A 22,253-nucleotide genomic window follows, 5' to 3' on the forward strand; every position below is an offset into this window, starting at 1 on the left:
ATGACCCTGCCCGCACCCGACGACGTGGTCGTCGTCGGCGCCGCCCGCACCCCGAACGGACGCCTCAAGGGCGCGCTCGCCTCGGTCTCCGCCGTGGAGCTCGGCGCCGTGGCCATCCGCGCGGCCCTCGCGCGGGGCCGCGTCGAGCCGGACGAGGTCGACGCCGTGGTCATGGGCCACGTGCTCCAGGCCGGGCTCGGCCAGGCGCCCGCCCGGCAGGCGGCGATCGCCGCCGGGCTCGGCTGGGACGTGCCTGCCGTCACGGTGAACACCGTCTGCCTGAGCGGCCTCACCGCGATCATCGACGCCGTCCGCAGGATCCGGTGCGCCGACGCCGACGTGGTGGTGGCCGGTGGCATGGAGTCCATGAGCCAGGCGCCCCATCTGCTGATGGGATCGCGCGCCGGCTGGACCTTCGGGGACGTGACGGCCGTCGACTCGATGGCCAACGACGGGCTGTCCGACGCGTGGAGCCACGAGGCGATGGGCCTGGACACCGAGCGCCGTACCGCCGAGCACCCCGCGAGCCGCGAGGAGCAGGACGCGATCGCGGCCCGCTCCCACCGGCTCGCCGCCCAGGCATGGGCCGATGGGGTCTTCGACGCCGAGATCGCCCCCGTGGTGGTCGTGGGCCGCCGGGGGGACACGGTGGTCGACACCGACGAGGGCATCCGCCCGGACACCACCGTGGAGGCGTTGGCGCGGCTGCGCCCCGCGTTCGCGCCCGACGGCACGCTGACCGCCGGCAACTCGTCCACGATCAACGACGGGGGCGCCGCGGTGGTGCTCACCACCCGGGGGGTCGCCGCGGCGCGCGGCTGGGACGTGCTCGCGACGGTGCGGGCGCACGCGCAGGTCGCCGGGCCCTCGCCCGCGCTGGCCCCGCAGCCCGGGAACGCGATCCTGCGCGCGCTCGACCTCGAGGGCTGGACGCCACGGGACCTGGACCTGCTCGAGGTCAACGAGGCCTTCGCCGCCGTGGCGGTGCACGCCGTCCGGCAGCTCGGCGTGCCGCTCGAGAAGGGCAACGTGCACGGCGGCGCGATCGCCCTCGGCCACCCGCCCGGGCAGTCCGGTGCGCGCCTCGTCGTGCACCTTGCCCATGAGCTGGCGCGGCGCGGCGCGGGGCGCGGCGCGGTGGCGCTGTGCGGCGGCACCGGGCAGGGCGACGCGCTGCTGCTCGAGGCCTGTGGGGCCGGGCGATGACCAAGCAGATCTCGCGGGAGGGCGCGGTCGCGCTGCTCCACGACGGCATGACGGTGATGATCGGCGGGTTCATGGGCTGCGGCAACGCGCACCACCTGGTGCAGGCCATGGTCGACTCCGGCGTCGGCGACCTGACGCTCATCGCCAACGACGCCTCGATGCCCGGGTACGGCCTCGCGAAGCTCGTCGAGCACGGGCGGCTGCGCAAGCTCATCGCCTCCCATGTGGGGCTCAACCCGCAAGTCGCCCTGCTCATGAACTCCGGCGGCCTGGAGGTCGAGCTGGTGCCGCAGGGCACGCTCGCCGAGCGGATCCGCTCCGGGGGAGCCGGACTGGGCGGGGTGCTCACGCCCACCGGCCTCGGGACGCCGGTGGCCGAGGGCAAGCCCGTGGTCGAGGTGGACGGGCGCCAGTACCTCCTGGAGGCCCCGCTCCGCGCGGACGTCGCCCTCATCAACGGGTACCGCGTCGACCCGGTGGGCAACGTCTGGTACCGCGGCGACGCGCGCAACTTCAACCCCGTCATGGCGACGGCGGCAGACCTGGTCATCGTCGAGGCCGACCACCTCGTGGGGCTGGGCGACATCCCGCCAGAGGACGTCGTCACCCCCGGCGTGCTCGTCGACCACATCGTCGAAGGGGGCGCGCTGTGAGCGTCACGACCATGGACCGCACCGCCCTCAAGGAGTTCATCGCGCGCCGCGTGGCCCGCGAGCTGCGCGACGGCGACTTCGTGAACCTGGGCATCGGGCTGCCGACGCTCGTCCCGGACCACCTCCCGGCCGGGGTGCGGGTGACCTTGCAGGCCGAGGTCGGGATGGTCGGCGCCGGGCCCGCGCCCGCGACCGACGACGACAAGCGGTACGTCGTGGACGCCGGCGGGCAGCCCGCGTCCCTCAACATCGGCGGCGCGTACATCGACTCGGCGACCTCCTTCGGCCTCATCCGCGGCGGGCACGTCGACGCCACGGTGCTCGGGGCCCTGCAGGTGGACGCCGAGGGCAACCTCGCCAACTGGATCATCCCCGGGAAGATGGTCCCGGGGATGGGCGGCGCGATGGACCTGGTGGTCGGCGCCCGCCGCGTGATCGTGGCGATGGAGCACACCCAGCGCGGCGCCCCCAAGATCCTGCGGCGCTGCACGCTGCCGCTCACGGCCGTCGCCTGCGTCGACCTGATCGTCACCGAGCTGGGCGTCTTCGACGTGGGAGACGCGGGCTTGGCCCTCGTGGAGATCAACCCCGACGTGTCAGTCGACGACGTCAGAGCCGCCACCGCCGCCCCCTTCCGGGTGGCTGAGCCACTGGTCTCGATGGTGTGACCAGCCCGCCCTCGGGCAACCCAGCGCCGGGACCCCCATCCCGCAGACAACGCCAACGCCTCTACAACGAAGTGGAAAGGGAATCCCCCATGTCAGTAGCCCCTGCGACGAAGGCCCCGCCCTCGCGGGACACGTCACTGAGTTTCGGAGCGCGGCACTGGTCGATCATCGGCATCGAGGGCCTGCTCATCTGGCTCGCCGCCGGCGCCCAGGTGCACGGCCTGAACGTCATCACCCCGACGCTGTCGGCTGAGTACGGCATCGACAACAACACACTCCTCGCCTGGGCCACCCCCGCGGCCCTCGGCGGCGTCCTCGGCGGCTACGTCGTCGCCAAGACCTGCGAGCGCAAGGGCGCGAGGCTCAACATCCTCGCCTCGCTGCTCGTCTGCGGTCTCGCGTTCGGCCTCATCGGCGTGCTCGGCGGCACGATCCCAGGCTTCTTCGCGATGTTCTTCCTGGTGAACTTCTTCGGCTCGGGCTTCGGCTATGTCGGCGGGCTCAACCTCATCAGCAACTGGTTCCCGCGGAAGAAGAACCTCGCGCTGGGCTTCGTCACCATGGGCCAGACCATGTCGACGGCCATGTTCGTCCCGATCCTCGCGTGGGCGCTGGGCCTGTTCGGGGTCAAGGGCGGCTTCTGGTTCATGGCCGCGATCATGTTCGTGATGATCCCGATCGTCTACTTCTTCGTGCGGGACTACCCGGAGCAGTACGGCAGGACGCCGGACAACCTGCCGATGACCCCCGAGCAGATCGAGGCGTCCCGCACGTCCGTCACCACGGCCCGCCCGTCCTTCAGCACGCGCCAGCTCCTGAAGATGAAGGACGTGTGGCTCATCGCCCTGGGCTCCGGCGGCGTCTACATCATGCTCACCGGCATGCTCTCGCAGATGGTGCCGCGGCAGATCGCCATGGGCATCGAGCAGGGCCAGGCCATCACGAACCTGTCGATCGCGGCGTTCATCGGCGTCCCCGGCGCGTTCATCTGGGGCTGGCTCGGCCAGCGGTTCAGCTCGCGCAACATCCTGCTCGTCTACACGAGCTGGTGGATGACGGCGATCCTGATCAACACCTTCTTCGCGCTGAACCCCGTCACGCTGTGGATCTCGCTGATCATGATCGGCTTCAGCTTCGGCGGCGCCACGAGCCTGACCACGTCGATCGTGGCGGACAAGTTCAAGCGGAGCGACTTCGTGGGCGCCTTCGGCGTCATCCAGCCCCTGCAGGGCTGCCTGCGCTCGTGCTCGTTCGCGATCCTCGCCTTCGGCATCGCGAACCTGGGCGGCTACACCGGCGCCTACAGCCTGCTGCTGGGCATCGGCGTCCTCACGTTCATCTTGTTCTTCCTGGTCAAGCCCGCCCCGATCTCGCAGGACGAGCTGGAGACCGACGTGGCCGTCGAGGCCGCCGCGGTCTGACCGCACCTGGTCCGACCACAGCACCACCCGCTCGCCGGCGGCCCCTCGCGGCCGCCGGCGAGCGCCCCAGCAAGAGGAGCACCCATGACCTCCCACACCACCACCCTCGCCGCGCAGACCGGAACCCTCGCGGTGGACGGCGGCAACCTCTTCACGATCCTCAAGGAGTCCCTCTACGAGGAGAGCGACATCGTCTTCCGCGAGCTCGTCGCGAACGCCGCCGACGCCATCGCCAAGCGCCGGGCGGCCGGGGCCGACATCGCGGGCACGGTGGTCGTGGGCATCGACCCCGAGGCGGGGACGATCACCGTCGAGGACGACGGGATCGGGATGGACCGCGACGAGGTCGACAGGTACATCAACCAGATCGCCCTGTCCGGCACGCAGCAGTTCGTCGCCGAGAACCAGGGCGAGGCGGTCACCATCGGCCACTTCGGCGTGGGCTTCTACTCGGCCTTCATGCTCGCGGACACCGTGGAGATCCACTCCCGGCCCGCCAGCGGCGCCCCGGCGGTGCGCTGGACCGGCAAAGCCGACATGACGTGGCGGATCGACGCGGGCGAGCGCGCGGCCACGGGCACTGCCGTCGTCCTGCGCGCGGGGCCCGCGTCCCCGTACCTCGCCGACCCGCAGCGCGTCGTGGCGGCACTGGAGAAGTTCTTCCCGTTCCCGCACGTGACGATCCTGGTGCGCGGCCCCGGGCTGGAGGCGGTCGTCGGGGACGCCAGCCCGGTGTGGCGACGCCCCGCCGAGCTCGTCGCCGACGAGGAGATGCGGGCCTTCTACCGCGCGCACTTCGACGAGCCCGCCGACCCCGTGGGATGGGTCCGCGTGGAGTCCGTCGACCTGGGCCTGCGCGGCGTCGTGTTCTACCGGGACACGGCCGGCGGCGCCGAGGCCATCGACGGGCGCGCGAGCGTGCTCAGCCGCGGCGTGCGGATCGAGGCTCCCGCGGGGATGATCCCCAAGTTCGTCGGGCTCCAGCACCTCGTCCTCGAGTGCGACAGGCTGCCGCTGGTCGTGTCCCGCGCCCAGGTGCGCTCGGGCTCCGGCGATGACGACGTGCCCGCCCTGGTGAGCGAGTGCCTGAGCCAAGAGCTGGCGATCGCCCTGCACGACCTGTTCACCGGCGATCGCGCGCGGTACGAGGCGCAGTGGGACGAGCTCGCCCCCTTCGTGAAGTACGGGGTGCTCACCGACCGCGTCTTCGCCTCCGTGATGACCCGCAAGGTGCTGTTCACGACGCTCACCGGGCAGCGCGTCACCGTCGGGGAGTACCTCGACCGCGTGACGGAGCGGTTCACCGGGACGGTCTTCTACACGTCCGACCCCATCGGGCAGGCCCCCTACGTCAGCGCCTTCCGCTCCGCGGGCGTCCCCGCGCTCGTGCTCGACCACGTCATCGACTCCGCGATGATGCAGCGGCTCGAGCTCGTGACCAAGGACATCGTCTTCATGCGGCTCGACGCGGACGTCGCCCGGGTGCTCGCCACCGGGTCGCAGGTCGAGTCGCAGGCCGAGTCGCAGGCCGACGACCGGGCGGCCGCCGCGCGCGTCGTCGCGCTGTTCGAGGAGGTCGCCCAGCGGCGACTGCCCCAGGCGACGGTCACCGCCCTGCGCCTGCTGGCCCCGGAGCTGTCGGTGCTGCTCACCGTCGACGAGGTGCAGCGCCGCATGGACGAGCTCCGCCAGATGAACAGCCTGGTCACCGGGCGCCTGGGCGACGGCCCCGCCGCGCCGCGCACGCTGCTGGTGAACCTCGCCAGCCCGCTCGTCGGCGGGCTCGCCGCCGCTGACCCGGCACGCGCGGCGCTGGTCGCCGAGCACCTCGTCGACCTCGCGCTACTCGGGCAGGACGAGCTCACCTCCGACGACCTGCTGGCCTTCCTGGCCCGCAGCGAAGACCTGCTGGCGGGCCACCTGCGCGCGCCGGCCCTCGCACCCGCACCCGCCTCCGCCTCCGCAGAACAGGAATGAGAAGCACCATGAGAGACGCCGTCATCGTCGGCTACGGCCGGTCCGCCATCGCGAAGGCCGGCAAGGGCAGCCTCGCCGCGGTGCACCCCGTGGACTTCGGCGCCGAGGTGCTGCGCGCCGTGATCGAGCGGGTCGAGGGGCTCGACCCGGCGGACATCGACGACGTGGCCGTCGGCTGCGCCATCCCCGAGACCACCATGGGCCTCAACGCCGCGCGCCACATCGTGCTGCGGGCCGGGCTGCCGCACACGGTGTCCGGCTCCACCGTCAACCGGTTCTGCTCGTCCGGGCTGCAGGCCATCGCCCACGCGACGGCCCTGGTCCGCTCCGGCATGGCCGACGTCATCGTGGCCGGCGGCGTCGAGCACATGACCACGCCCGTGCTGAGCGACGCGCCCCAGTACGCCAACCCGTGGCTCGTGGAGAACACCGACGCCTACATGTCGATGGGGGAGACGGGCGAGAACGTCGCCGCGCGCTACCGGCAGTCCCGTGCCGAGCTCGACGCGCTCGCCGTGCAGAGCCACGCGCGCGCCGCCGCCGCGGTCGCCGACGGCCGCTTCGCCGAGCAGATCGTGCCGGTCACCGGGCGCCGCCCGGACGGCTCCGCGTTCGAGCTGACCACTGACGAGGGCATCCGCCCCACCACGAACCTGGAGTCCCTCGCCGGGCTGCGGCCCGCCTTCGCCGAGGACGGGCTCCTCACCGCGGCCACATCGTCACAACGCAGCGACGGCGCGGCCTTCGCCGTGGTCATGTCCGCGGAGCGCGCCGCGGCGCTCGGCATCCGCCCCATCGCGCAGATGACGGGGTTCGCGGTGGCCGGCCTCGACCCCGCGTACATGGGCATGGGGCCCGTCCACGCGATCCCCAAGGCCCTCGACCAGATCGGCCTGCGGACCACCCAGATGGACGTGATCGAGCTCAACGAGGCGTTCGCCTCGCAGGCGCTCGCGGTGGTCCGCGAGCTGGACCTGGACCCGGAGGTGGTCAACCCGAACGGCGGCGCGCTCGCGCTGGGCCACCCGCTGGGCGCCACGGGCGGGGTCCTCACCTGCAAGGCTCTGGCCGAGCTCGAGCGGACCGACGCGACGCATGCGCTGGTCACCATGTGCGTGGGCGGCGGGATGGGCGCCGCGGGGGTGTTCGAGCGGCTGTAGGGGCATGGCAGCCGGCGCGACCCGCCTCGGGTGTGCGGCCCGCACGTGCCCATGACGACGAGGCCCGGACCGATCGGCCCGGGCCTCGTCGTCATTCGGCGGCTCGCGCCGCGGTGATCACGTCAGATCGCCAGGCCCGCCTGGAAGCCCGTGTGCACGGCCTCGGCGACCTTCGCGGGCTGCACCGCGTCGCCGACGACGTGCAGCTCGGCGACCCGGCCGGCCAACGCGTCGGCGAGGGCTGTGTTCGAGCGCACCCCGAACGCGGTGATGACGGTGTCCGCCTCGATGCGCTCGTCGCCGTCCGGTCCCTTGACCTGCACGGCGCCCGGCTCGACAGCAGTGACCACGTGGCCGGTGAGGAGCCGCACGCCCTGCTCGGCGAGCTGGCGCAGCAGGGCGACCCGGTTGTAGACGACCATCGTGGGAGCGATCGCCTCGGCCATCTCGACGACCGTCACCTGGTGGCCGTCGCGGGCGAGCTCGAGCGCGGAGTCCACGCCGGAGAGGCCGCCGCCGCACACCACCACGCGCTTGCCCACGGGCGCCCCGCGGTGGAAGGCGAGCACGTCGACGACGCCCGGGGAGTCGATGCCGGGGATGCCGGGCGCCATGGGCGTCGAGCCGGAGCCGACCACGACGGCGTCCGCCTCCAGGATCTCGGGGGAGTCGGGGCCGAGCTCGCGCTCGAGGTGGACGCGCACGCCCAGCTCGTCGAGCTCGCCACGCCACCAGTCGATCATCCGGTGCAGCTCGCGCTTGAAGTCGGGCGTCGCGGCGGGCTCGAGCACCCCGCCGATGGCGTCGGTGCGCTCGTACACGTCGACGTCGTGGCCGCGGACGGCGGCCACCCGGGCGGCCTCGAGCCCGGCGGGGCCGGCCCCGACGACGGCGACCCTGCGCCGCGTGGGCGCCGGCAGCAGCACCCGGTCGGCCTCATGGCCGGCCTGTGGGTTCACCGCGCACTCGACGCCGCAGCCGCGCACGACGTTCCCGATGCACAGCTCGTTGCAGCGGATGCAGGGCCGCACCGTGGACGCGCGGCCGGCGCGCACCTTCGCGGGCAGGTCCGGGTCGGCGATGAGCATGCGGCCGAAGCCGATGAAGTCGGCGATGCCGTCCCGCAGCGCCTGCTCGCCGAGTTCCGGCGTGAGGTTGCCGCAGACCGCGACGGGGATGTCGAGGTCGGGCTTCACGGCGGCCGCGTCGGGCAGGTAGACGCCGTCGCCCATGTAGTACGACGGGAACGACCAGTCGACGGCCTCGTAGGAGCCGGCGTCGACCAGCAGCACGTCCAGGCCCGCGTCCTGCAGGATCCGGGCCATCTGGCGGGACTCCTCGACCTCGCGGCCGCCCGGGAACTGGTGCCTGACGGTGATGCGCATGGACAGCGGGAACGCGTCGCCCGCCTCCTCGCGCACGATCCGCATCATGTCCGTGGGGAACCGCAGGCGATTCTCCAGGCTGCCGCCGTACTCGTCGGTGCGGCGGTTCCACGTCGAGGACATGAACTGGTCGGTGAGGTAGCCGGTGTGGGCGTGCAAGTCGATCGCGTCGAACCCGCATTCCAGCGTGCGGCGCACCGCGGCGCGGAACTGCTCGAGGATCGCCCCGATCTGGTCAAGGCTCAACTCGCGGCAGCGCTGCGACGGGTCCGCCAGGATCGTGTTGTCCGACGCGGAGAACGACGGGCCGCCGTCGGGCCCCACGGGCATGACCCGGCCCATGCCCGGGGTGAGGTTGGCGGCGATGAGTGCGCCCGCCTTGTGCACCTGCGCCACCGCGTCGCGCAGAGGCGCCACCTGGTGGTCCGCCGAGATCGAGATCACCGACGGGTTGGCGATCTCCGAGACCGTCTGCGTCTGGATGGACTCGGTGATCAGCAGGCCGACGCCGCCCCGCGCCCGGGCCAGCCAGTAGGCCAGCCCCACGTCGGAGATGGTGCCGTCGGGGTGGGTGGTGTGCGTGCCCATCGGGGGCATGAACATGCGGTTCGGCAACTCGAGGGAGCCCCAGCGGGCCGGCTCGAGGAGCCGCGGGAAGTCAGACATCGTGTGCGCCTTTGCGAACGGGGACGTGATGCTCCTCATCGTGCTCGGCGTACGCCCAGGCCAGGCCGGACCTTCGTCCGTGCGGCGTGACTGGGTGTGCCGCACCCTCCCTTCCGCACGGGGATCGCCGTAGGTTGCTGCCATGACAGCGCCGACCCTCGCCGATTTCCTGCGTGCGCGACGCGACGCCACGACGCCCGCGAGCGTGGGCCTGCGCAGCGGCGAGCGGCGACGCGTCCCCGGCCTGCGCCGCGAAGAGGTGGCGATGCTCGCCGACATGAGCGTCGACTACTACATCCGCCTCGAGCAGGGCCGGGAGAGCGGTCCGTCCGGGCAGGTCCTCGACGCCCTCGCCGCAGCCCTCGACTTGGACGACGACGGACGCGGGCACCTCTACCGGCTTGCCGGGCTCGCGCCGCGCCCGCGGGCGGACCGCTTCGCCGAGCGCGTCGACCCCGAGCTGCTCCGCCTCATGGACTCCTGGACCGGGACGCCCGCCCTCGTCATCAACTCCGCCTACGACGTGATCGCGGGGAACCGGCTCGGCAACGCCCTGTTCGGCGGCTTCCCCGTGAGCCGCAACCTGATGGAGAAGGTGTTCCTGGACCCGGACTCCCGCAGCTTCTATGCCGACTGGGAGGCGGCAGCCGCGAACGCCGTCGCGGGATACCGGCTGGCGGAGGGCCGGTCACCGGACCATCCCCGGATCCGCGCGGTCGGCGACAGGCTGCTGGTGACGAGCCCCGACTTCGCCCGCCTGTGGACCGAGAACCGCGCTCGCGGCAAGCGGCTCGAGACCAAGCGGTTCGTCCATCCCGCCGTGGGGGAGATGACGCTCTCGATGCACACCTTCGACGTCGCGGCCGCGCCCGGGCAGCAGCTGCTGTGCTACCAGGCTGAGCCGGCCAGCCGCAGCGCCGACGCGCTCAGCCTGCTCGGCACGATCGCCGCCTCGGGCGCCCCCGGGTGGGCGGATGCCCGCTCGTCCGCCTCGTAGCGGCTACAGGCAGGCCGAGGGCGGTCCGGTCACCAGGGTGCGGCGCTCCTAGTCACGGGGCGGCCTTCATCGCCGGCCGGGGCTCGGTGACAGTGGAGGGGCACGACCTAGCCCACCACCAGCGAAGGAACGGACATGACCGCACATCCCTATCCAGGCCTCTGGTCGACCGACGACGGGCACATCCGCCACCGGTTGCTTCCGGACGGCCGCTACGACGAGGCGCGCGGCGACCGCGAGCACGCCTACCGGGGCCAGTACTGGATCGAGGGCGACCACATCGAGTACCTGGACGACACGGGGTTCACCGCCGACGGCGACTTCATCGACGGCGTGCTGCACCACGCCGGCATGGTGCTGCGCCGGCAGTCGGACCTCACCACGACCACCGACGAGGGGACCCGCCATGCCGGCACCGCTTCCTGACCTCACCGGGGCGCCGACTCCCACGCTCCTCTTCACCGGCGGCGCCGTGATCACCGGCTCAGCGACCGTCCCCGACCTCGAGCGCGGTGACGTGCTGGTGCACGACGGCGCCATCGTCGCCGTCGGAGAGGACCTGCGACGGCGGCCCGAACTAGCCGGCCTCGTCGGCGAGGCGCTGAGGGTCGACGCCCGCGGCCGGATCATCGCGCCCGGCTTCGTCGACACGCACCGCCACGCCTGGCAGGCGCAGATGCGCCGCAGCATCCCCGACGTCACCGACCTGATGTCCTACGTCACCACGACGCTGGCCCGTACCGCCCCGGCCTACACGCCTGAGGACATGCTCGTCGGGACGCGGCTGGCGGCGCTCAGCGCGATCGACTGCGGCATCACCACGCTGCTCGACTTCTCGCACAACTCCCGCAGCGCCGCCCACACCGACGCCGCGATCCAGGCGCTCGCCGACAGCGGCATCCGCGGGGTCCACGCGTCCATGGCCCCGCACTTCGGCGACTGGGACGAGCAGTGGCCCGGCGACCTGGAGCGGGTCGTCTCCCGGTACCAGGGCAGCGAGGGCGGCCGGCTCACGGTGCGGCTGGCGGCGTTGGCCACGGACGAGATCGCCGGGCAGCGCCTGGCGTACGGGTCCGCGCTCGGCGCTGTGGCGCGGAGCCTCGACATCGGGGTCAGCATCGACGCCGTCTTCGGGGACGCCTCGTCGGCCGCCATCCTGGACTGGGCCCGTGACGGCCTACTCGGTCCGTCCGTGACCCTGATCCACGCCACCGGGCTGAGCGACGACGCGTGGAAGGCCATGGGGGACCTCGGGGCCACGGTGTCGCTGGCCCCGACGTCCGAGCCGCAGATCGGCCTCGAGTCGGGCGTCCCGGCCATCGACGAGGCGCTGGCCGCGGGCATCCGGCCAGGGCTGAGCATCGACGTCGAGGTGGCGCTCTCCGGCGACATGTTCACGCAGATGCGCACGCTCCTGGCGATCCAGCGCATGCGGGCCGTCGAGAGCTCGATGGGCGCCCCCGCCCAGCGCATCACCACGCGTGACGTGCTCGACTTCGCCACGCTCCAGGGGGCACGCACCCTCGGGCTCGGCGACCTCACGGGCTCGATCGAGCCCGGCAAGCGCGCCGATCTCCTGCTGGTCAACGCCCAGTCGATCAGCATGATGCCGCTGAACGACGCGATCGGCGCCCTCGTGCTCGGGGCTGCCGCAGGGGACGTCGAGGCCGTGCTCGTCGACGGGATCCCCCGCAAGTGGGCCGGTCGGCTCGTCGGCGTCGACCTCGACGCGCTCGTCGAGGACGTCGAGGCCTCCCGCGACCGCATCGTCCGACGAGTCGGCTGACGGCGTGCGTCCGGTCGGGCCCCGGCTCGACCGGACCTCCGTTGCCGCCCACACACCTCCGCTAGTAGTGGGGCGATAAGCGCTCGTGCTCAGAGCCCAGCAATAACTAGTGATTTCAGCTCAAGTAGGTCGACAGGTAGTTTGTGAGGTCCTTTTCCACGAGGACACGCCAGTGCTCGACGATATCCTTGTCATAGTAGTCAGACAAGGTCTTTTTGAGGCGGCTCAACTCAACCTGCGACGGGACGTCCTTCCGCTCGAATAGTTCGATTGGCGAAGCGCCAGCGATCTCTCGGCCTCGGTTGAGGTGGCGTATCATGGGGTTCAGAACGCCTTCGATGATGTAGTTGTGCAGAGAAGCGGTCAGTTCGATAGTATTCGTCGATCCGAGCAGCGTCACTTCTGACTTGCCGTTCGTCAGGAACCTTGGGATGGACGCGAAATCCATATTCAGTTTGAGATACTCGCTCACTGAGCGGGTGGCCCATCCTGCGCCCCCCTCAAACAAGCAGAACTCGCTCTTAAGGAAGTTCTTGCTGGTCATGTAGAAGATTAGCGTGTTCGAGCTTGTAATGCTCTCTTTAATTACGCTACTCAACGATCGTTCGTCGAGCGATTGCTCGATGGCCCCGATGCGTGACGTAAAGAAGATCTCGTCCAAAGTCGCGCCGCGAGCACGTAACACTTCATCGATGAATTGCGCAAAGGCCTTGTCGGCGCTCGCGTGCGATATGAACACCCGAAAATCTTGTTTGACAGGCAGGTCTCCCTGGATTTTGTTCGTTATCACCACTTGGAGTTCATCCCTGGTCGCCTCGGGTATCTCCGGATGGTGCGCAAGGTCCTGTTGGAGTTGGTCCGAAAAGTGGCGCTTCGCTACTGACCCTTGGCGTGCCTTTTCCTCGGAGACCTCAGCCGATATCTTCGCTGCCAGGGCGGTTCTTCGTTGGATCAATGCCCGCACAATTGGCCGAACGAGGGCCTTTAGGAGTGTGATTCGACCGTCGGTTTCGTCGAAGTCCTGTCGGTTTGAGGTCGCTATGTCCGGCAATGAATCGTCGTCCAGCAAGTCGAAGGAAATCTCGCCCTCGATGTAGTTTGCGTATGTTCCAGTGATGCCCAACTGGGTGAGTAGTCGGTCGCTCGCGAGTTTACCCCGAACGTACACGCGAATCTGGGCGGGATTGTAGTACTTGTTCTTTGTGAAGCGCGGGTCGTTCCGCTTGGCGTCCTCGTTCTCAATGGTGGCGTGTACTCCGATCCATCCAGTGAGGGTGTATTTAACCTCGTCGTACGTCTGGTTTGACCGATCAACGAGTTGCGCAATCTCGCTCCACGCCTCATCATCGGGCGGGTCTGAAGGAAAACCGCTTAGCGATTGCCCGCACTCGTATAGCCCGCCGGGTAGCCCGCGTGCTGGTACCTGTACCGAGGCGGAGGTGCTTGAAAGTTCCGGTGGCCTGACCGTGGTGTCTGGGAAATGTCGCGCTATCTCTACAAGGTTGCCGTAAGCTACGCTCTTCTCAACAGCCTGATAGCCAGGCTTCGAATTGGCTGTGCGTACCCATAGAAGTATCTGCGGCAACGTATTCGAGGGTAGTAGAAACTGGTTTGCCAGACGTGAGCCTAGAGAACTCATAGACTGTGGGCCGTATCCCGTAAGGTCAACATCCAACATTAGTAGGCGGGTGCCAGACTTTAGGGAGAGCCAGAGGTCATCATTTTCGGTCGCTGGTGTCGTGGCGCTTGCCGTGAGTTTGGGGCTCTCGCTGTCACTGACCACCCCCTCGCGAGCGTCGAGTTCCCAAGAGCTTGAGCCGCCCTCCAGGTGTCGCGTCTGTAGATAGAACCGGCGAGACAAGAACAAGGCTGCGAGCTTTCCGATGCCTTTGCGCCCTTTAACTGTGCTAGCGCTCGTGTTCCCGCCCATCCTTGCGTGTTCGCGTTTGTTGAAGCCAACCTTCACGTAGTTTGAGATGTCCGCACGGCTCATCCCTGACCCGTCGTCGATCACCTCGACGATTGCTTTGGATTTGTCCCTAACGTCGATATAGACGTATACGTTCCGCGCTCCGGCGTCGAGTCCATTTGCAACGAGTTCAGATAACGCGCTCCATGGATTGGAGTAAAGTCCGCGTCCGAGCAGTTTGAGCGCGAGCCAACTGAACGTGAACGTGGCCTCGTCGTTGACACTCTCCACGGTTCCTCCTCGGTCTGTCCTATTCGGCCTTCGTCAGCCTACTGGCGTGCGTCGGCGTAGGGGCAAGGTTTGCGCGGTCGGGTTCGCACAAGGCGGGTCGGTGCTCGCGCCGGTTTCCGCTGCGATGGTGAGGAGTTCCGGTCGACGTCGTGCATTTGCTGCACGTCCCGACGCTCGTGAATCTCTGTGTGCGGCTCGACACGGCTTAGCCCTCGCAGCGCGGCCGACCGCGCTTTGGCCTACGCGCGCTGGCGAGGGTTGTGGAGTTCGAGTCCACGGCTGACGCAAAGGGAGATGGCAGGTTCCGTTGGTGTGAGGCGCAGAATCCCGCAGCCGCTGTCCAGGCGCCGGACTCGTCGCGCCCGCCGCGATTACGTCACGCTGTCGAGCCCAGCCCGGTAGTCCGGAATGGGCTGGGTGGCGAGGTGGGAAGGCTCGTGCCCGGCTCAGCCGGCGTCCCTCCGAGCGCTGGCCAGGGCCCGGGTGATGAGGCCGCTGATGGCGCCGATCGCCGCGCCTGTGACGGTGCCGCTCACCATGGCCGCGAACCGCGGGATGAGAGTCGAGCCGCCGACAACCGGGAGGGCGCCCTCGAACGCCGAGTCCCAGAGGAGTTGGTGGGTGACCGCCATCAGCAGGCCGCTCATGATCCCGATTGTCAGGACCGTCAGGAACGGGCGTGGCGAGCGGACACGGAGGGTCACGAAGATCCAGGCCGCGATGGGGATGAGGGCCAGCGGCCAGTTCGCCAGGGCGAACCCGCCGTCGATCAGCTGGAGGTCGTGGAGGACCACCCGGGGGAGGACCAGGGCCGCGAGCCCGACCATGGTGAGCAGCGGGATGCCGAAGTGCCGCTGCGAGGCGCGAGTGGGGTTCTGGGTTGCGATGTCTGGAGTCATGCCACCGACGCTAGGAAGCGCGAGGCCTTGGCCGCGTCGGCGTGGGGCGTGACCTGACGTCGCCGTCAGTCGACACGCGACATCGCCCCGCGGCAACCGTGCCGGTCCTGGCGGAGGCGCGGCGCCGGCGATCCCGCGCGGGCGGGATCGCCGGACTGCGGTCAGGCCGTGGCGGCTCGTGCCTCGATGTCGAGGCAGGCCTGGATCGTCTCGACGATCGCGGCCGGCACGTCGGCGTCGGCGTACCGCAGCGCGGGCTGGCTGAGCGCCGGGTCGGACACGGCGTCGCGGGCGTTGAACCGCGTGGAGTCGCTCACGTGGATCCCATGCTCCTTGCCCGCCGCCGCAGCTGCGGCGTCGTGCTGGGCGGCCACCGGCAACATCACCTCGAGCGGCACCACGCCGACCTCGTCGGGGTTGCGGCCGATCAGCTCGCAGATGGTGCGGTGGAACTCGACGTACGTCAGGTTGTAGCCGTTGATCGGGTACCTGCCCCCGTGCTCGCCGTGCTCGATGGCGCCCACGGCCGCCTGGGCGACCTGGTCGACGGTCACCGACGACGTCGAGCCCGCGCCGACGCCCACGAAGCCCGGCTGCGCGCGGATCAGGTCGATGAACATCTGCCACAGCGGTGTGCGGCCGGGCATCGTGCCGAAGATGTACGGCAGGCGCAGCGACATCACGTCCATCGCCCCGTCGCCCTCGAGGTACGCGATCTCCTCCTGCGCGAGCCGCGTGCGCGGGTAGCCGTTGTGGGTCCGGTAGCCCAGGTCCGGCCACTGCTCGGCGAACTCGGCGGTGTAGGAGTTGAACAGCACGAACTTCTTGACCCCGGCGGCCCGCGCGAGCCGCGCCACCCGCTGCACGGGGCGCACGTTCGCCTCGTAGAAGAAGTGGGCGGACGGGGCGTCCGGGGTGACGCGCTCATCGGCGCCCGCGGCGTAGACCACCGCGTGCCGTCCCGCGAGGAGCGTCCCGAGCTCGTCGTCGGACAGCGCGCTGACATCGGCCAGGACGTTCTCCACCTCGGCGGGGAACAGGTCCTCGACGGGCATGGGCGGCAGAGCCAGCGACGTCACGGCGTAGCCCCGCCGCAGCAGCTCGAGCGTGGTGTGGTAACCGAGGAGGCCGGTGCCTCCGATGACGAGGACCGAGTCCATGATGTGGCTCCCTACAGTGCTCCGGCGCCCCCGGCGCCGTGACGGCCCGTGCCGCCGTGACCAGTCTGTTCGGGGGCGTCCGAGGCCGATGAGGGCCTAGGTCCTGCGCAGGTCAGGCCCTAGGTCCTGCGAACGGGCTCGCGGCCGGGAGCCACTTGCGGAGCGGTGCCGCACCCGCCCTAAGCCGCGCGGACGTGCGGGTACTGCGCGGCCCGGCCCTGGAAGTCGAGGATCGCCGGGTTGACCACGGACCCGTCCCGCACCTCGATGGCCCGGCCGATCGTCTGGTCCTGGTCCCACGCCGCGGGGCCCGCCATGACCGTGGGCAGGAAGGGGAGCAGCGCCTCGCTGATCTCCCAGGTGGCCGACGCCCACAGGTAGGTCGGGCTGTGGTCGACCCCGTAGTAGTGCACGCGGTCCCCGACATCGAACGTCGGCGACGCGAACGTGGTGGTGCGCGCCCACGTGAACCCCATGCCCTCGTCGCACGAGACGTCCACGACCAGGCTGCCCGGTCGGAACCCGCCCAGCTGGGCCTCGCTGAGGTAGGTGAGCGGGGCGGCGGGATCCTGCAGTGTGCAGTTGACGACGATGTCGAACGTCGCGAGGAACGGCGCGAGCGGCTCGCGCCCGGTCTCGGTGAGGACGTGGCTCACGAACGGCGCGACCTCGTCATGGTCGAGCTGCGAGATGCGCACCGAGTGGATCGGGGACCCGACGGCCGCGACGCCCCGCTGCGTGAGGACATGGACGTCGTGCACGCCGTGCGCGTTGAGCGCCGTCACCGCACCGCGCGCGGTCGCGCCGAAGCCGATCACCACTGCGCGCAGTCGCCGCCCGTAGTCGCCGGTCGCCCCGTTCAGCTCGAGGGCGTGCAGCACCGAGCAGTACCCCGCGAGCTCGTTGTTCTTGTGGAACACGTGCAGCCCGAATCCGCCGTCGTGGCCCCAGTGGTTCATGGCCTCGAAGGCGATCAGCGTGAGCCGCCGGTCCACGGCCACCTGGGTCAGCGCGGCGTCTTGCACGCAGTGCGGCCAGCCCCACAGCACCTGGCCCTCGCGCAGCTCGGCGAGGTCGGCCGCCTGCGGCTTGGGCAGCAATACGACGTCGGAGCGCGCCAGCAGCTCGTCGCGCGAGCACACGTCGCCCACCAGGCTGCGCAGGTGGTCGTCGGTGGCCCCGAAGGCGGCGCCGTAGCCGTGCTCGAGGATGATGCGGGCGCGGAGGCCGGGGTCGATCCGCTCGAGATGCTCGGGGTGGATCGGGAGCCGGCGCTCGTCCTGCTTGCGGGACGTGGCCGGCACTCCGAGGTGGATAGCGCCGGACCTGGCGGTCATCGTGGCTCCCTCGTGCGGACCACGTGGTCCGCGCCTCGACAGTACGGCATCGGGTCGGGGGCACTCCCGGGGCCGCCGCGCGCGGGACCGTGGCGGCGCGGCGCTAGGCCGGGTCGACGGGCGCCGAGGCGGAGGCGGGATCCGGCTCGGCGGGGAACTGCCCCGCGAGCGCGGTCTGGATCTCCAGGTGGCGCACGAGGAATGCCCGCTCGTCGAGCCGCTTGCGCCGCAGCCACGCGGTGACCTCGTCATTGCACTTGCTGGCGTTGCACGAACGACATGCCGGTGCGATGTTGTCCAGCGTGTAGCGCCCGCCGCGGGAGATCGGCAGCACGCAGTCACGTTGGAGCGGCTTGTCCGTGGCGCCGCAGTAGGCACAGCCGCCCCAGAGCTCCTGGAGCGCCGTCCACTGCTCACCGCTGAGGTCGTGCTCGACGTTGTCCATGCGGCGCTTGCGCTTGCGGGCCGCCCTGGCCTTGCGGCTTCGGATGACGGCCATCGGCCCAGGCTACGTCCCCCAGTCTGCGGTGCTCGGGAGGTGCCTGGGCCGATGTGCTGGGCGTGGCGGCCGCTCAGCCGGTGGCGCAGGTCGCGAAGAGGGCTCCCGCGGAGCCAGTGGCCTGGAGCCGAACTCCGTGGCCTGCCCGGCGGCCTGCGAGCCGTTGTAGGCCACGTTCGTGAGCTGCACCGGCCCGCTGCTCGCGCTGCGGGTCACGCTCCACGAGTTCGTGATCGTGGCGCCGGGCGGCAGCGTCAGGCCGACGTTCCAGCGGTTGATCGCGGCGGCCCCCGCGGTCACCCGCACCGCCGCGACGAATCCGCCATTCCACTGGCTGACGGTCACCGTCGCGGAGCAGGCGCCGGCTGGCGGTGTCGTCGGCGTCTGCCAGTCGCGCCACTCCGAGAGCTGGCCCTGCGCCCAGCTCGAGATGCGGATCGCGCCGGGCGCGTCGGCCGTGCCCAGCAGGAGATTCTGGATGCTCTGTCGCAGGGGCGCGCGCCATTCGGAGCTGGCCGGCGCCAAGTGCCTTGTACACCTCGGCGCCGCCCAGGGCCGCCACGCAACTGTCGAGCGCCACGCAACTGTCGAGCAGAGCCCGGGGCGGCGTCACCTGATGAATCACTTCAGCCACGGCGGCCCGATCGGCCCCCCTCCCGCGCCGGGGGAGCCGCCCGCCGGTCGTCGCCGTCCTGGCCCAGCCCCCGGGCCCCGAACGGTCGTGGCTCGTCGCCGTCCGCGCGCGTGAGCCCGGGCGGGTGGGCGCGCGGATCAGGCGCGTCGCCCGAGGGGCTGTGGCCGAGTGGCTCGACAGCCTCGCCTCCGGTGAGCGGTCCGGCGTCGGGGTGGGCGCGTGGGTCGCCCTCCTCGTCAGGGCGGACGTCTGCGCCCAGTGGCGCGCCGTCCGAACCCTCGGAGCCTTCTTGCCCTCCCGCGCGGGAGGAGCCCGCATCCCCGTCCGGAAGAGCGCGGTCGGTTCCGTCGTGCTCATCCGCGGGATCGGCGCCCCAGGGGGCGACAGCCTCGTCAGCGCGCTCGAACGGCCCTCCCGGGACGGCCGGCTCGTCGTGGCCCGCAGCTTCGACGCGCGCCCCGACGGGCTGCTCGGCTTCCCCGGCGCCGCCCGTGCCCCGACTTGGATCGCCGGGACGGGCGCGAGCGTCGCCCAACGACTCGTCCACAGGGGCGTCGAACGGCGCTCCCACCAGTGGCTCAGTCATGGTCGAGCCCTCCCGTCACTTCGTCTGGATGGCGGTGATCTCCGCGAGGCCGCCAGGCCCGCTGCGCAGCGTCGCCCGGAGGCGGACCGCCCACCGGTTCGCCTTCGCGGCCGTCGCCACCCCCAGCAGCTGCACGAGCTGGTGCTGGTCGTCCACGCGCAGCCGACGCCACCCCACGTACCAGATCGAGTACCGGTACTCGATCCACGCGTGGGTCCCCGAGCTGAACACGTTGATGATCTCGGCGTCGTAGTCGATCCACTGGCTCTCGTCCCACGCAGACATGGCATCCCCCCGCGGCCTCGGGCCGCCATCGCTGCGGCGGCGCTCAGTCCTATCGGACACCCGCTGCGCCGAGTGCGACACCGGACAGCCCGGCCCTGGCGCCACCGCCGCTGACCGACGTCCCGCTGGGCCGCCAGGACGGATCGATACGATCGAGCCGGCCCGGGGCGTCCCGGGCCGGGAGACGAAGGTGGTGGCGCACCGATGAAGGTCGCGCGGTTGCACGGAGTCGGCGACATCCGGCTCACGGACGAGCCGGACCCGGTCCCCTCCGAGGGCGAGAGCCTCGTACGGGTGACCGCTGTGGGGTTGTGCGGCTCCGACCTGCACTGGTTCACCGACGGGGGCATCGGCGACGCCGGGCTGACGAGCCCGCTGGTGCTGGGCCACGAGATGGCCGGGGTGGTGGTCGGCGGACCGGATGACGGCCAGCGGGTGGCGATCGACCCCGCGGACCCGTGCGGCGTGTGCGAGCACTGCCTGGAGGGCAACCGCAACCTGTGCCCGACTGTCAGGTTCGCCGGGCATGGGAAGACCGACGGCGGGCTGCGCGAGCTCATGGCGTGGCCGAGCCACCTGCTCCACCCCGTGCCGGACACGCTGTCCGCCGCGGACACGGCGGTGCTCGAGCCGCTCGGCGTCGCGCTGCACGCGATGGACCTGGGCAAGCCCCGCCTGGGCGCCACCGTCGTGGTGGTCGGCTGCGGCCCCATCGGCCTGTGCCTGGTGCAGCTCGCCCGGGTTGCCGGCGCGGGGCGGGTGATCGCTGTGGAGCCGCTGGCCCACCGCCGAGCCGCCGCCGACGCGCTGGGCGCCGACCAGTCGCTCGACCCGCGCGACCCCCAGATCCTCGACCTGGTCAGCGCGGCCACCGGCGGCGGGGGAGCGCACCTCGTCATCGAGGTCGCCGGAACCGACGACGCGGTCGACCTCGCGATGCACGCCGCCCGGCCCGGCGCCCGGGTCGTCCTCGCGGGCATCCCGTCGGAGGACAGCACGACGTTCCCCGCGTCCGTCGCCCGCCGCAAGGGGCTGACGATCCTGATGTCGCGCCGCATGAAGGAGATGTACCCGCGCACCATCGCCCTGGTGGAGCGCGGACTCGTCGACGTGGCATCGCTGGTCAGCCACACGTATGAGCTGGCCGACGCCGCCGAGGCCTTCCGCGTCGCGGACGACCGCACCGGGCTCAAGGTGGTCGTCGAGCCGACCGGGGACGTGGCCACCGCATGAGCGAGCCACTCGTCATCGCCGTCGACTGCTCCACCACCGCGGCGAAGGCCGTCATCTCCACCGCCGACGGCCAGGTGGCGGCCTCGGCGTCGCGCCCCCTGCTGACCGTCCAGCCGCAGGCGTCCTGGCATGAGCAGGACGCCACTGAGTGGTGGACGGCCACCCGGGACGCGATCGCCGCGGCAGTCGGCATGCTTGACGAGCCCGGGCGGGTGGCCGCGCTGAGCCTGACCCACCAGCGGGAGACGTTCGTGTGCCTGGGCGCCGACGACCAGCCGCTGCGGCCCGCGATCCTGTGGCTCGACGGCCGCGCGCACGCCGAGATCGCCGAGCACGGATCCGCCCGCGTGCACGAGCTGTCCGGGAAGCCGGGCGACACCACCCCCGCGATCTACAAGCTCGCCTGGCTGGCCCGGCACGAGCCGGACACGCTGCGCGGAGCCACCCGCGTCGGAGACGTGCAGGCGGTCCTCAGCCTGCGCCTCACCGGACGGTGGGCGACGAGCCCGGCGTCCGCCGACACCCTCGGGCTGTTCGACCTGCCCCGGCGGACCTGGTCCAACGAGCTCCTGGACATCGCCGGGGTCCGCTCCGAGCAGTTGCCGGACCTCGTCCCGGCGGGCGAGGCGATCGGCATGCTCCTGCCCGACGTCGCCACCGCCCTCGGGCTGCCCGCGCCGGTCCCGCTGGTCTCCGGCATCGGGGACGGGCAGGCCGCCGGTCTCGCGCTCGGGGCCTCGGAGCCGGGCATCGCCTACCTCAACCTGGGCACCTCGATGGTGCTGGGCGTCGCCTCCGACGACTACCGGTGGGACCCCGCGTTCCGCACCCTCGCCGGCGTCGGACCGCACGACCACACCCTCGAGACGGTCCTCAACGCGGCCGCCTACGTCGCGACCTGGTGCCGCGAGCAGCTCGCCGGGGACGCCGACCTCGAGCGGGCCGCCGCCGCGCTCCCGCCCGGCGCCGAGGGGCTGCTCACGCTTCCTTACTGGAACGCCGCGCAGACCCCCTACTGGGACCCGTTGGCCCGGGGAGCCGTCATCGGCTGGCACGGACGCCACACCGCCGCGCACCTGTACCGGTCGATCCTCGAAGGCGTCGCCTACGAGCTGCGGCTGCACCTGGAGCGCCTCGAGGCGGCCACCGGGACGCCCGTCACGCAGATCCGTGCCGTGGGCGGCGGGGCGCGCAGCCCGCTGTGGGTGCGCATCGTCAGCGACGTCACGCAGCGCCCGGTGCACGTCTGCTCGGCCGGCGAGGCGAGCGCCGCCGGGGCCGCCGCGTTGGCCTGGTCGCACCTGACGGGCATGACCCCGCAGCAGGCCGCCGCACAGGCGTCCGGACCATTGCTGGACGGCCACGACGTGCCTCCCGATCCGACGACAGCGGCGCGCCACAGTGCGCTGTACGACGTCCAGCAGCGGCTGTACCCGCAGCTGCGGGAAGTGTTCTCAGCGCTCGCGGACGCGCGCGACGTGCCGATCGGATGAGGCGCTAG

The 22,253-nt window shown here is 71.2% G+C and carries 20 protein-coding genes; 11 read left to right on the forward strand and 9 right to left on the reverse strand.

Annotation, left to right across the window (positions count from 1 at the left end):
* The 6 genes from BN3788_RS16210 to BN3788_RS16235 all read left to right on the forward strand — a co-directional run bounded on the left by BN3788_RS16210 (position 1) and on the right by BN3788_RS16235 (position 7,085).
* Positions 1-1,206 (forward strand): acetyl-CoA C-acyltransferase, encoded by a 1,206-nt coding sequence (locus BN3788_RS16210; RefSeq protein ID WP_066588363.1) that lies wholly within the window; start codon positions 1-3, stop codon positions 1,204-1,206.
* Positions 1,203-1,859, forward strand: a complete 657-nt coding sequence (locus tag BN3788_RS16215) for a CoA transferase subunit A (protein WP_066588367.1) — start codon at positions 1,203-1,205, stop codon at positions 1,857-1,859. Before BN3788_RS16210 ends, BN3788_RS16215 begins: the two co-directional genes overlap by 4 nt.
* A gap of 11 nt (positions 1,860-1,870) precedes the next feature.
* Entirely contained in the window at positions 1,871-2,527 is a 657-nt protein-coding gene (locus BN3788_RS16220) for a 3-oxoacid CoA-transferase subunit B (protein ID WP_066589608.1), read from the forward strand.
* Positions 2,528-2,616: 89 nt separating this feature from the next.
* Positions 2,617-3,948: an MFS transporter gene (locus BN3788_RS16225; RefSeq protein WP_066588369.1), complete on the forward strand. Its 1,332-nt coding sequence runs from the start codon at positions 2,617-2,619 to the stop codon at positions 3,946-3,948.
* A gap of 84 nt (positions 3,949-4,032) precedes the next feature.
* Complete coding sequence (locus BN3788_RS16230) at positions 4,033-5,925, forward strand: ATP-binding protein (protein WP_066588371.1); 1,893 nt, start codon at positions 4,033-4,035, stop codon at positions 5,923-5,925.
* 8 nt (positions 5,926-5,933) lie between these two features.
* Entirely contained in the window at positions 5,934-7,085 is a 1,152-nt protein-coding gene (locus tag BN3788_RS16235; RefSeq protein ID WP_199824800.1) for a thiolase family protein, read from the forward strand.
* 122 nt (positions 7,086-7,207) lie between these two features.
* On the opposite strand, the gene BN3788_RS16240 is transcribed toward BN3788_RS16235, so the two are convergent.
* Positions 7,208-9,136 (reverse strand): oxidoreductase, encoded by a 1,929-nt coding sequence (locus BN3788_RS16240; protein WP_066588381.1) that lies wholly within the window; start codon positions 9,134-9,136, stop codon positions 7,208-7,210.
* Between the two features lie 142 nt (positions 9,137-9,278).
* Between BN3788_RS16240 and BN3788_RS16245 the strand changes: the two genes are divergently transcribed.
* From BN3788_RS16245 to BN3788_RS16255, 3 genes are all read left to right on the forward strand, one after another.
* Positions 9,279-10,133, forward strand: a complete 855-nt coding sequence (locus BN3788_RS16245; RefSeq protein WP_066588384.1) for an MmyB family transcriptional regulator — start codon at positions 9,279-9,281, stop codon at positions 10,131-10,133.
* A 135-nt stretch (positions 10,134-10,268) separates the two neighbouring features.
* Positions 10,269-10,559 carry an Atu4866 domain-containing protein gene (locus tag BN3788_RS16250; protein ID WP_066588387.1) on the forward strand — a complete coding sequence of 97 codons (291 nt, stop codon included), beginning with the start codon at positions 10,269-10,271 and terminating at the stop codon, positions 10,557-10,559.
* Complete coding sequence (locus tag BN3788_RS16255) at positions 10,540-11,919, forward strand: amidohydrolase family protein (protein WP_066588389.1); 1,380 nt, start codon at positions 10,540-10,542, stop codon at positions 11,917-11,919. The genes BN3788_RS16250 and BN3788_RS16255 overlap by 20 nt, the downstream gene beginning before the upstream one ends.
* A 115-nt stretch (positions 11,920-12,034) precedes the next feature.
* Here the strand turns inward: BN3788_RS16255 and BN3788_RS18810 are convergent, their stop codons facing one another.
* The 8 genes from BN3788_RS18810 to BN3788_RS16290 all read right to left on the reverse strand — a co-directional run bounded on the left by BN3788_RS18810 (position 12,035) and on the right by BN3788_RS16290 (position 19,519).
* Entirely contained in the window at positions 12,035-14,119 is a 2,085-nt protein-coding gene (locus BN3788_RS18810; protein WP_082813009.1) for an ATP-binding protein, read from the reverse strand.
* 446 nt (positions 14,120-14,565) lie between these two features.
* Positions 14,566-15,018 carry a hypothetical protein gene (locus tag BN3788_RS16265; protein ID WP_066588395.1) on the reverse strand — a complete coding sequence of 151 codons (453 nt, stop codon included), beginning with the start codon at positions 15,016-15,018 and terminating at the stop codon, positions 14,566-14,568.
* Between the two features lie 161 nt (positions 15,019-15,179).
* Positions 15,180-16,178: an NAD-dependent epimerase/dehydratase family protein gene (locus BN3788_RS16270; protein WP_066588397.1), complete on the reverse strand. Its 999-nt coding sequence runs from the start codon at positions 16,176-16,178 to the stop codon at positions 15,180-15,182.
* 179 nt (positions 16,179-16,357) lie between these two features.
* Positions 16,358-17,515 carry a N(5)-(carboxyethyl)ornithine synthase gene (locus BN3788_RS16275; RefSeq protein WP_066588398.1) on the reverse strand — a complete coding sequence of 386 codons (1,158 nt, stop codon included), beginning with the start codon at positions 17,513-17,515 and terminating at the stop codon, positions 16,358-16,360.
* Between the two features lie 103 nt (positions 17,516-17,618).
* Entirely contained in the window at positions 17,619-18,014 is a 396-nt protein-coding gene (locus BN3788_RS16280; protein WP_199824801.1) for an HNH endonuclease, read from the reverse strand.
* Between the two features lie 9 nt (positions 18,015-18,023).
* Positions 18,024-18,539, reverse strand: coding sequence for a cellulose binding domain-containing protein (locus BN3788_RS16285; protein ID WP_066588400.1), 516 nt, complete (start codon positions 18,537-18,539; stop codon positions 18,024-18,026).
* 101 nt (positions 18,540-18,640) lie between these two features.
* On the reverse strand, positions 18,641-19,234 hold the full coding sequence (locus tag BN3788_RS19405) for a hypothetical protein (protein WP_147525153.1): 594 nt from the start codon (positions 19,232-19,234) through the stop codon (positions 18,641-18,643).
* Between the two features lie 15 nt (positions 19,235-19,249).
* Positions 19,250-19,519, reverse strand: coding sequence for a hypothetical protein (locus BN3788_RS16290; RefSeq protein WP_066588403.1), 270 nt, complete (start codon positions 19,517-19,519; stop codon positions 19,250-19,252).
* Positions 19,520-19,723: 204 nt separating this feature from the next.
* Between BN3788_RS16290 and BN3788_RS16295 the strand changes: the two genes are divergently transcribed.
* Positions 19,724-20,752, forward strand: a complete 1,029-nt coding sequence (locus BN3788_RS16295; RefSeq protein WP_066588404.1) for a zinc-dependent alcohol dehydrogenase — start codon at positions 19,724-19,726, stop codon at positions 20,750-20,752.
* Positions 20,749-22,245 (forward strand): xylulokinase, encoded by a 1,497-nt coding sequence (locus BN3788_RS16300; protein WP_066588405.1) that lies wholly within the window; start codon positions 20,749-20,751, stop codon positions 22,243-22,245. The genes BN3788_RS16295 and BN3788_RS16300 overlap by 4 nt, the downstream gene beginning before the upstream one ends.
* Positions 22,246-22,253 lie beyond the last annotated feature (8 nt).

This window comes from Cellulomonas timonensis (assembly GCF_900046455.1).
Taxonomy (GTDB): Bacteria; Actinomycetota; Actinomycetes; order Actinomycetales; family Cellulomonadaceae; genus Cellulomonas_A; species Cellulomonas_A timonensis.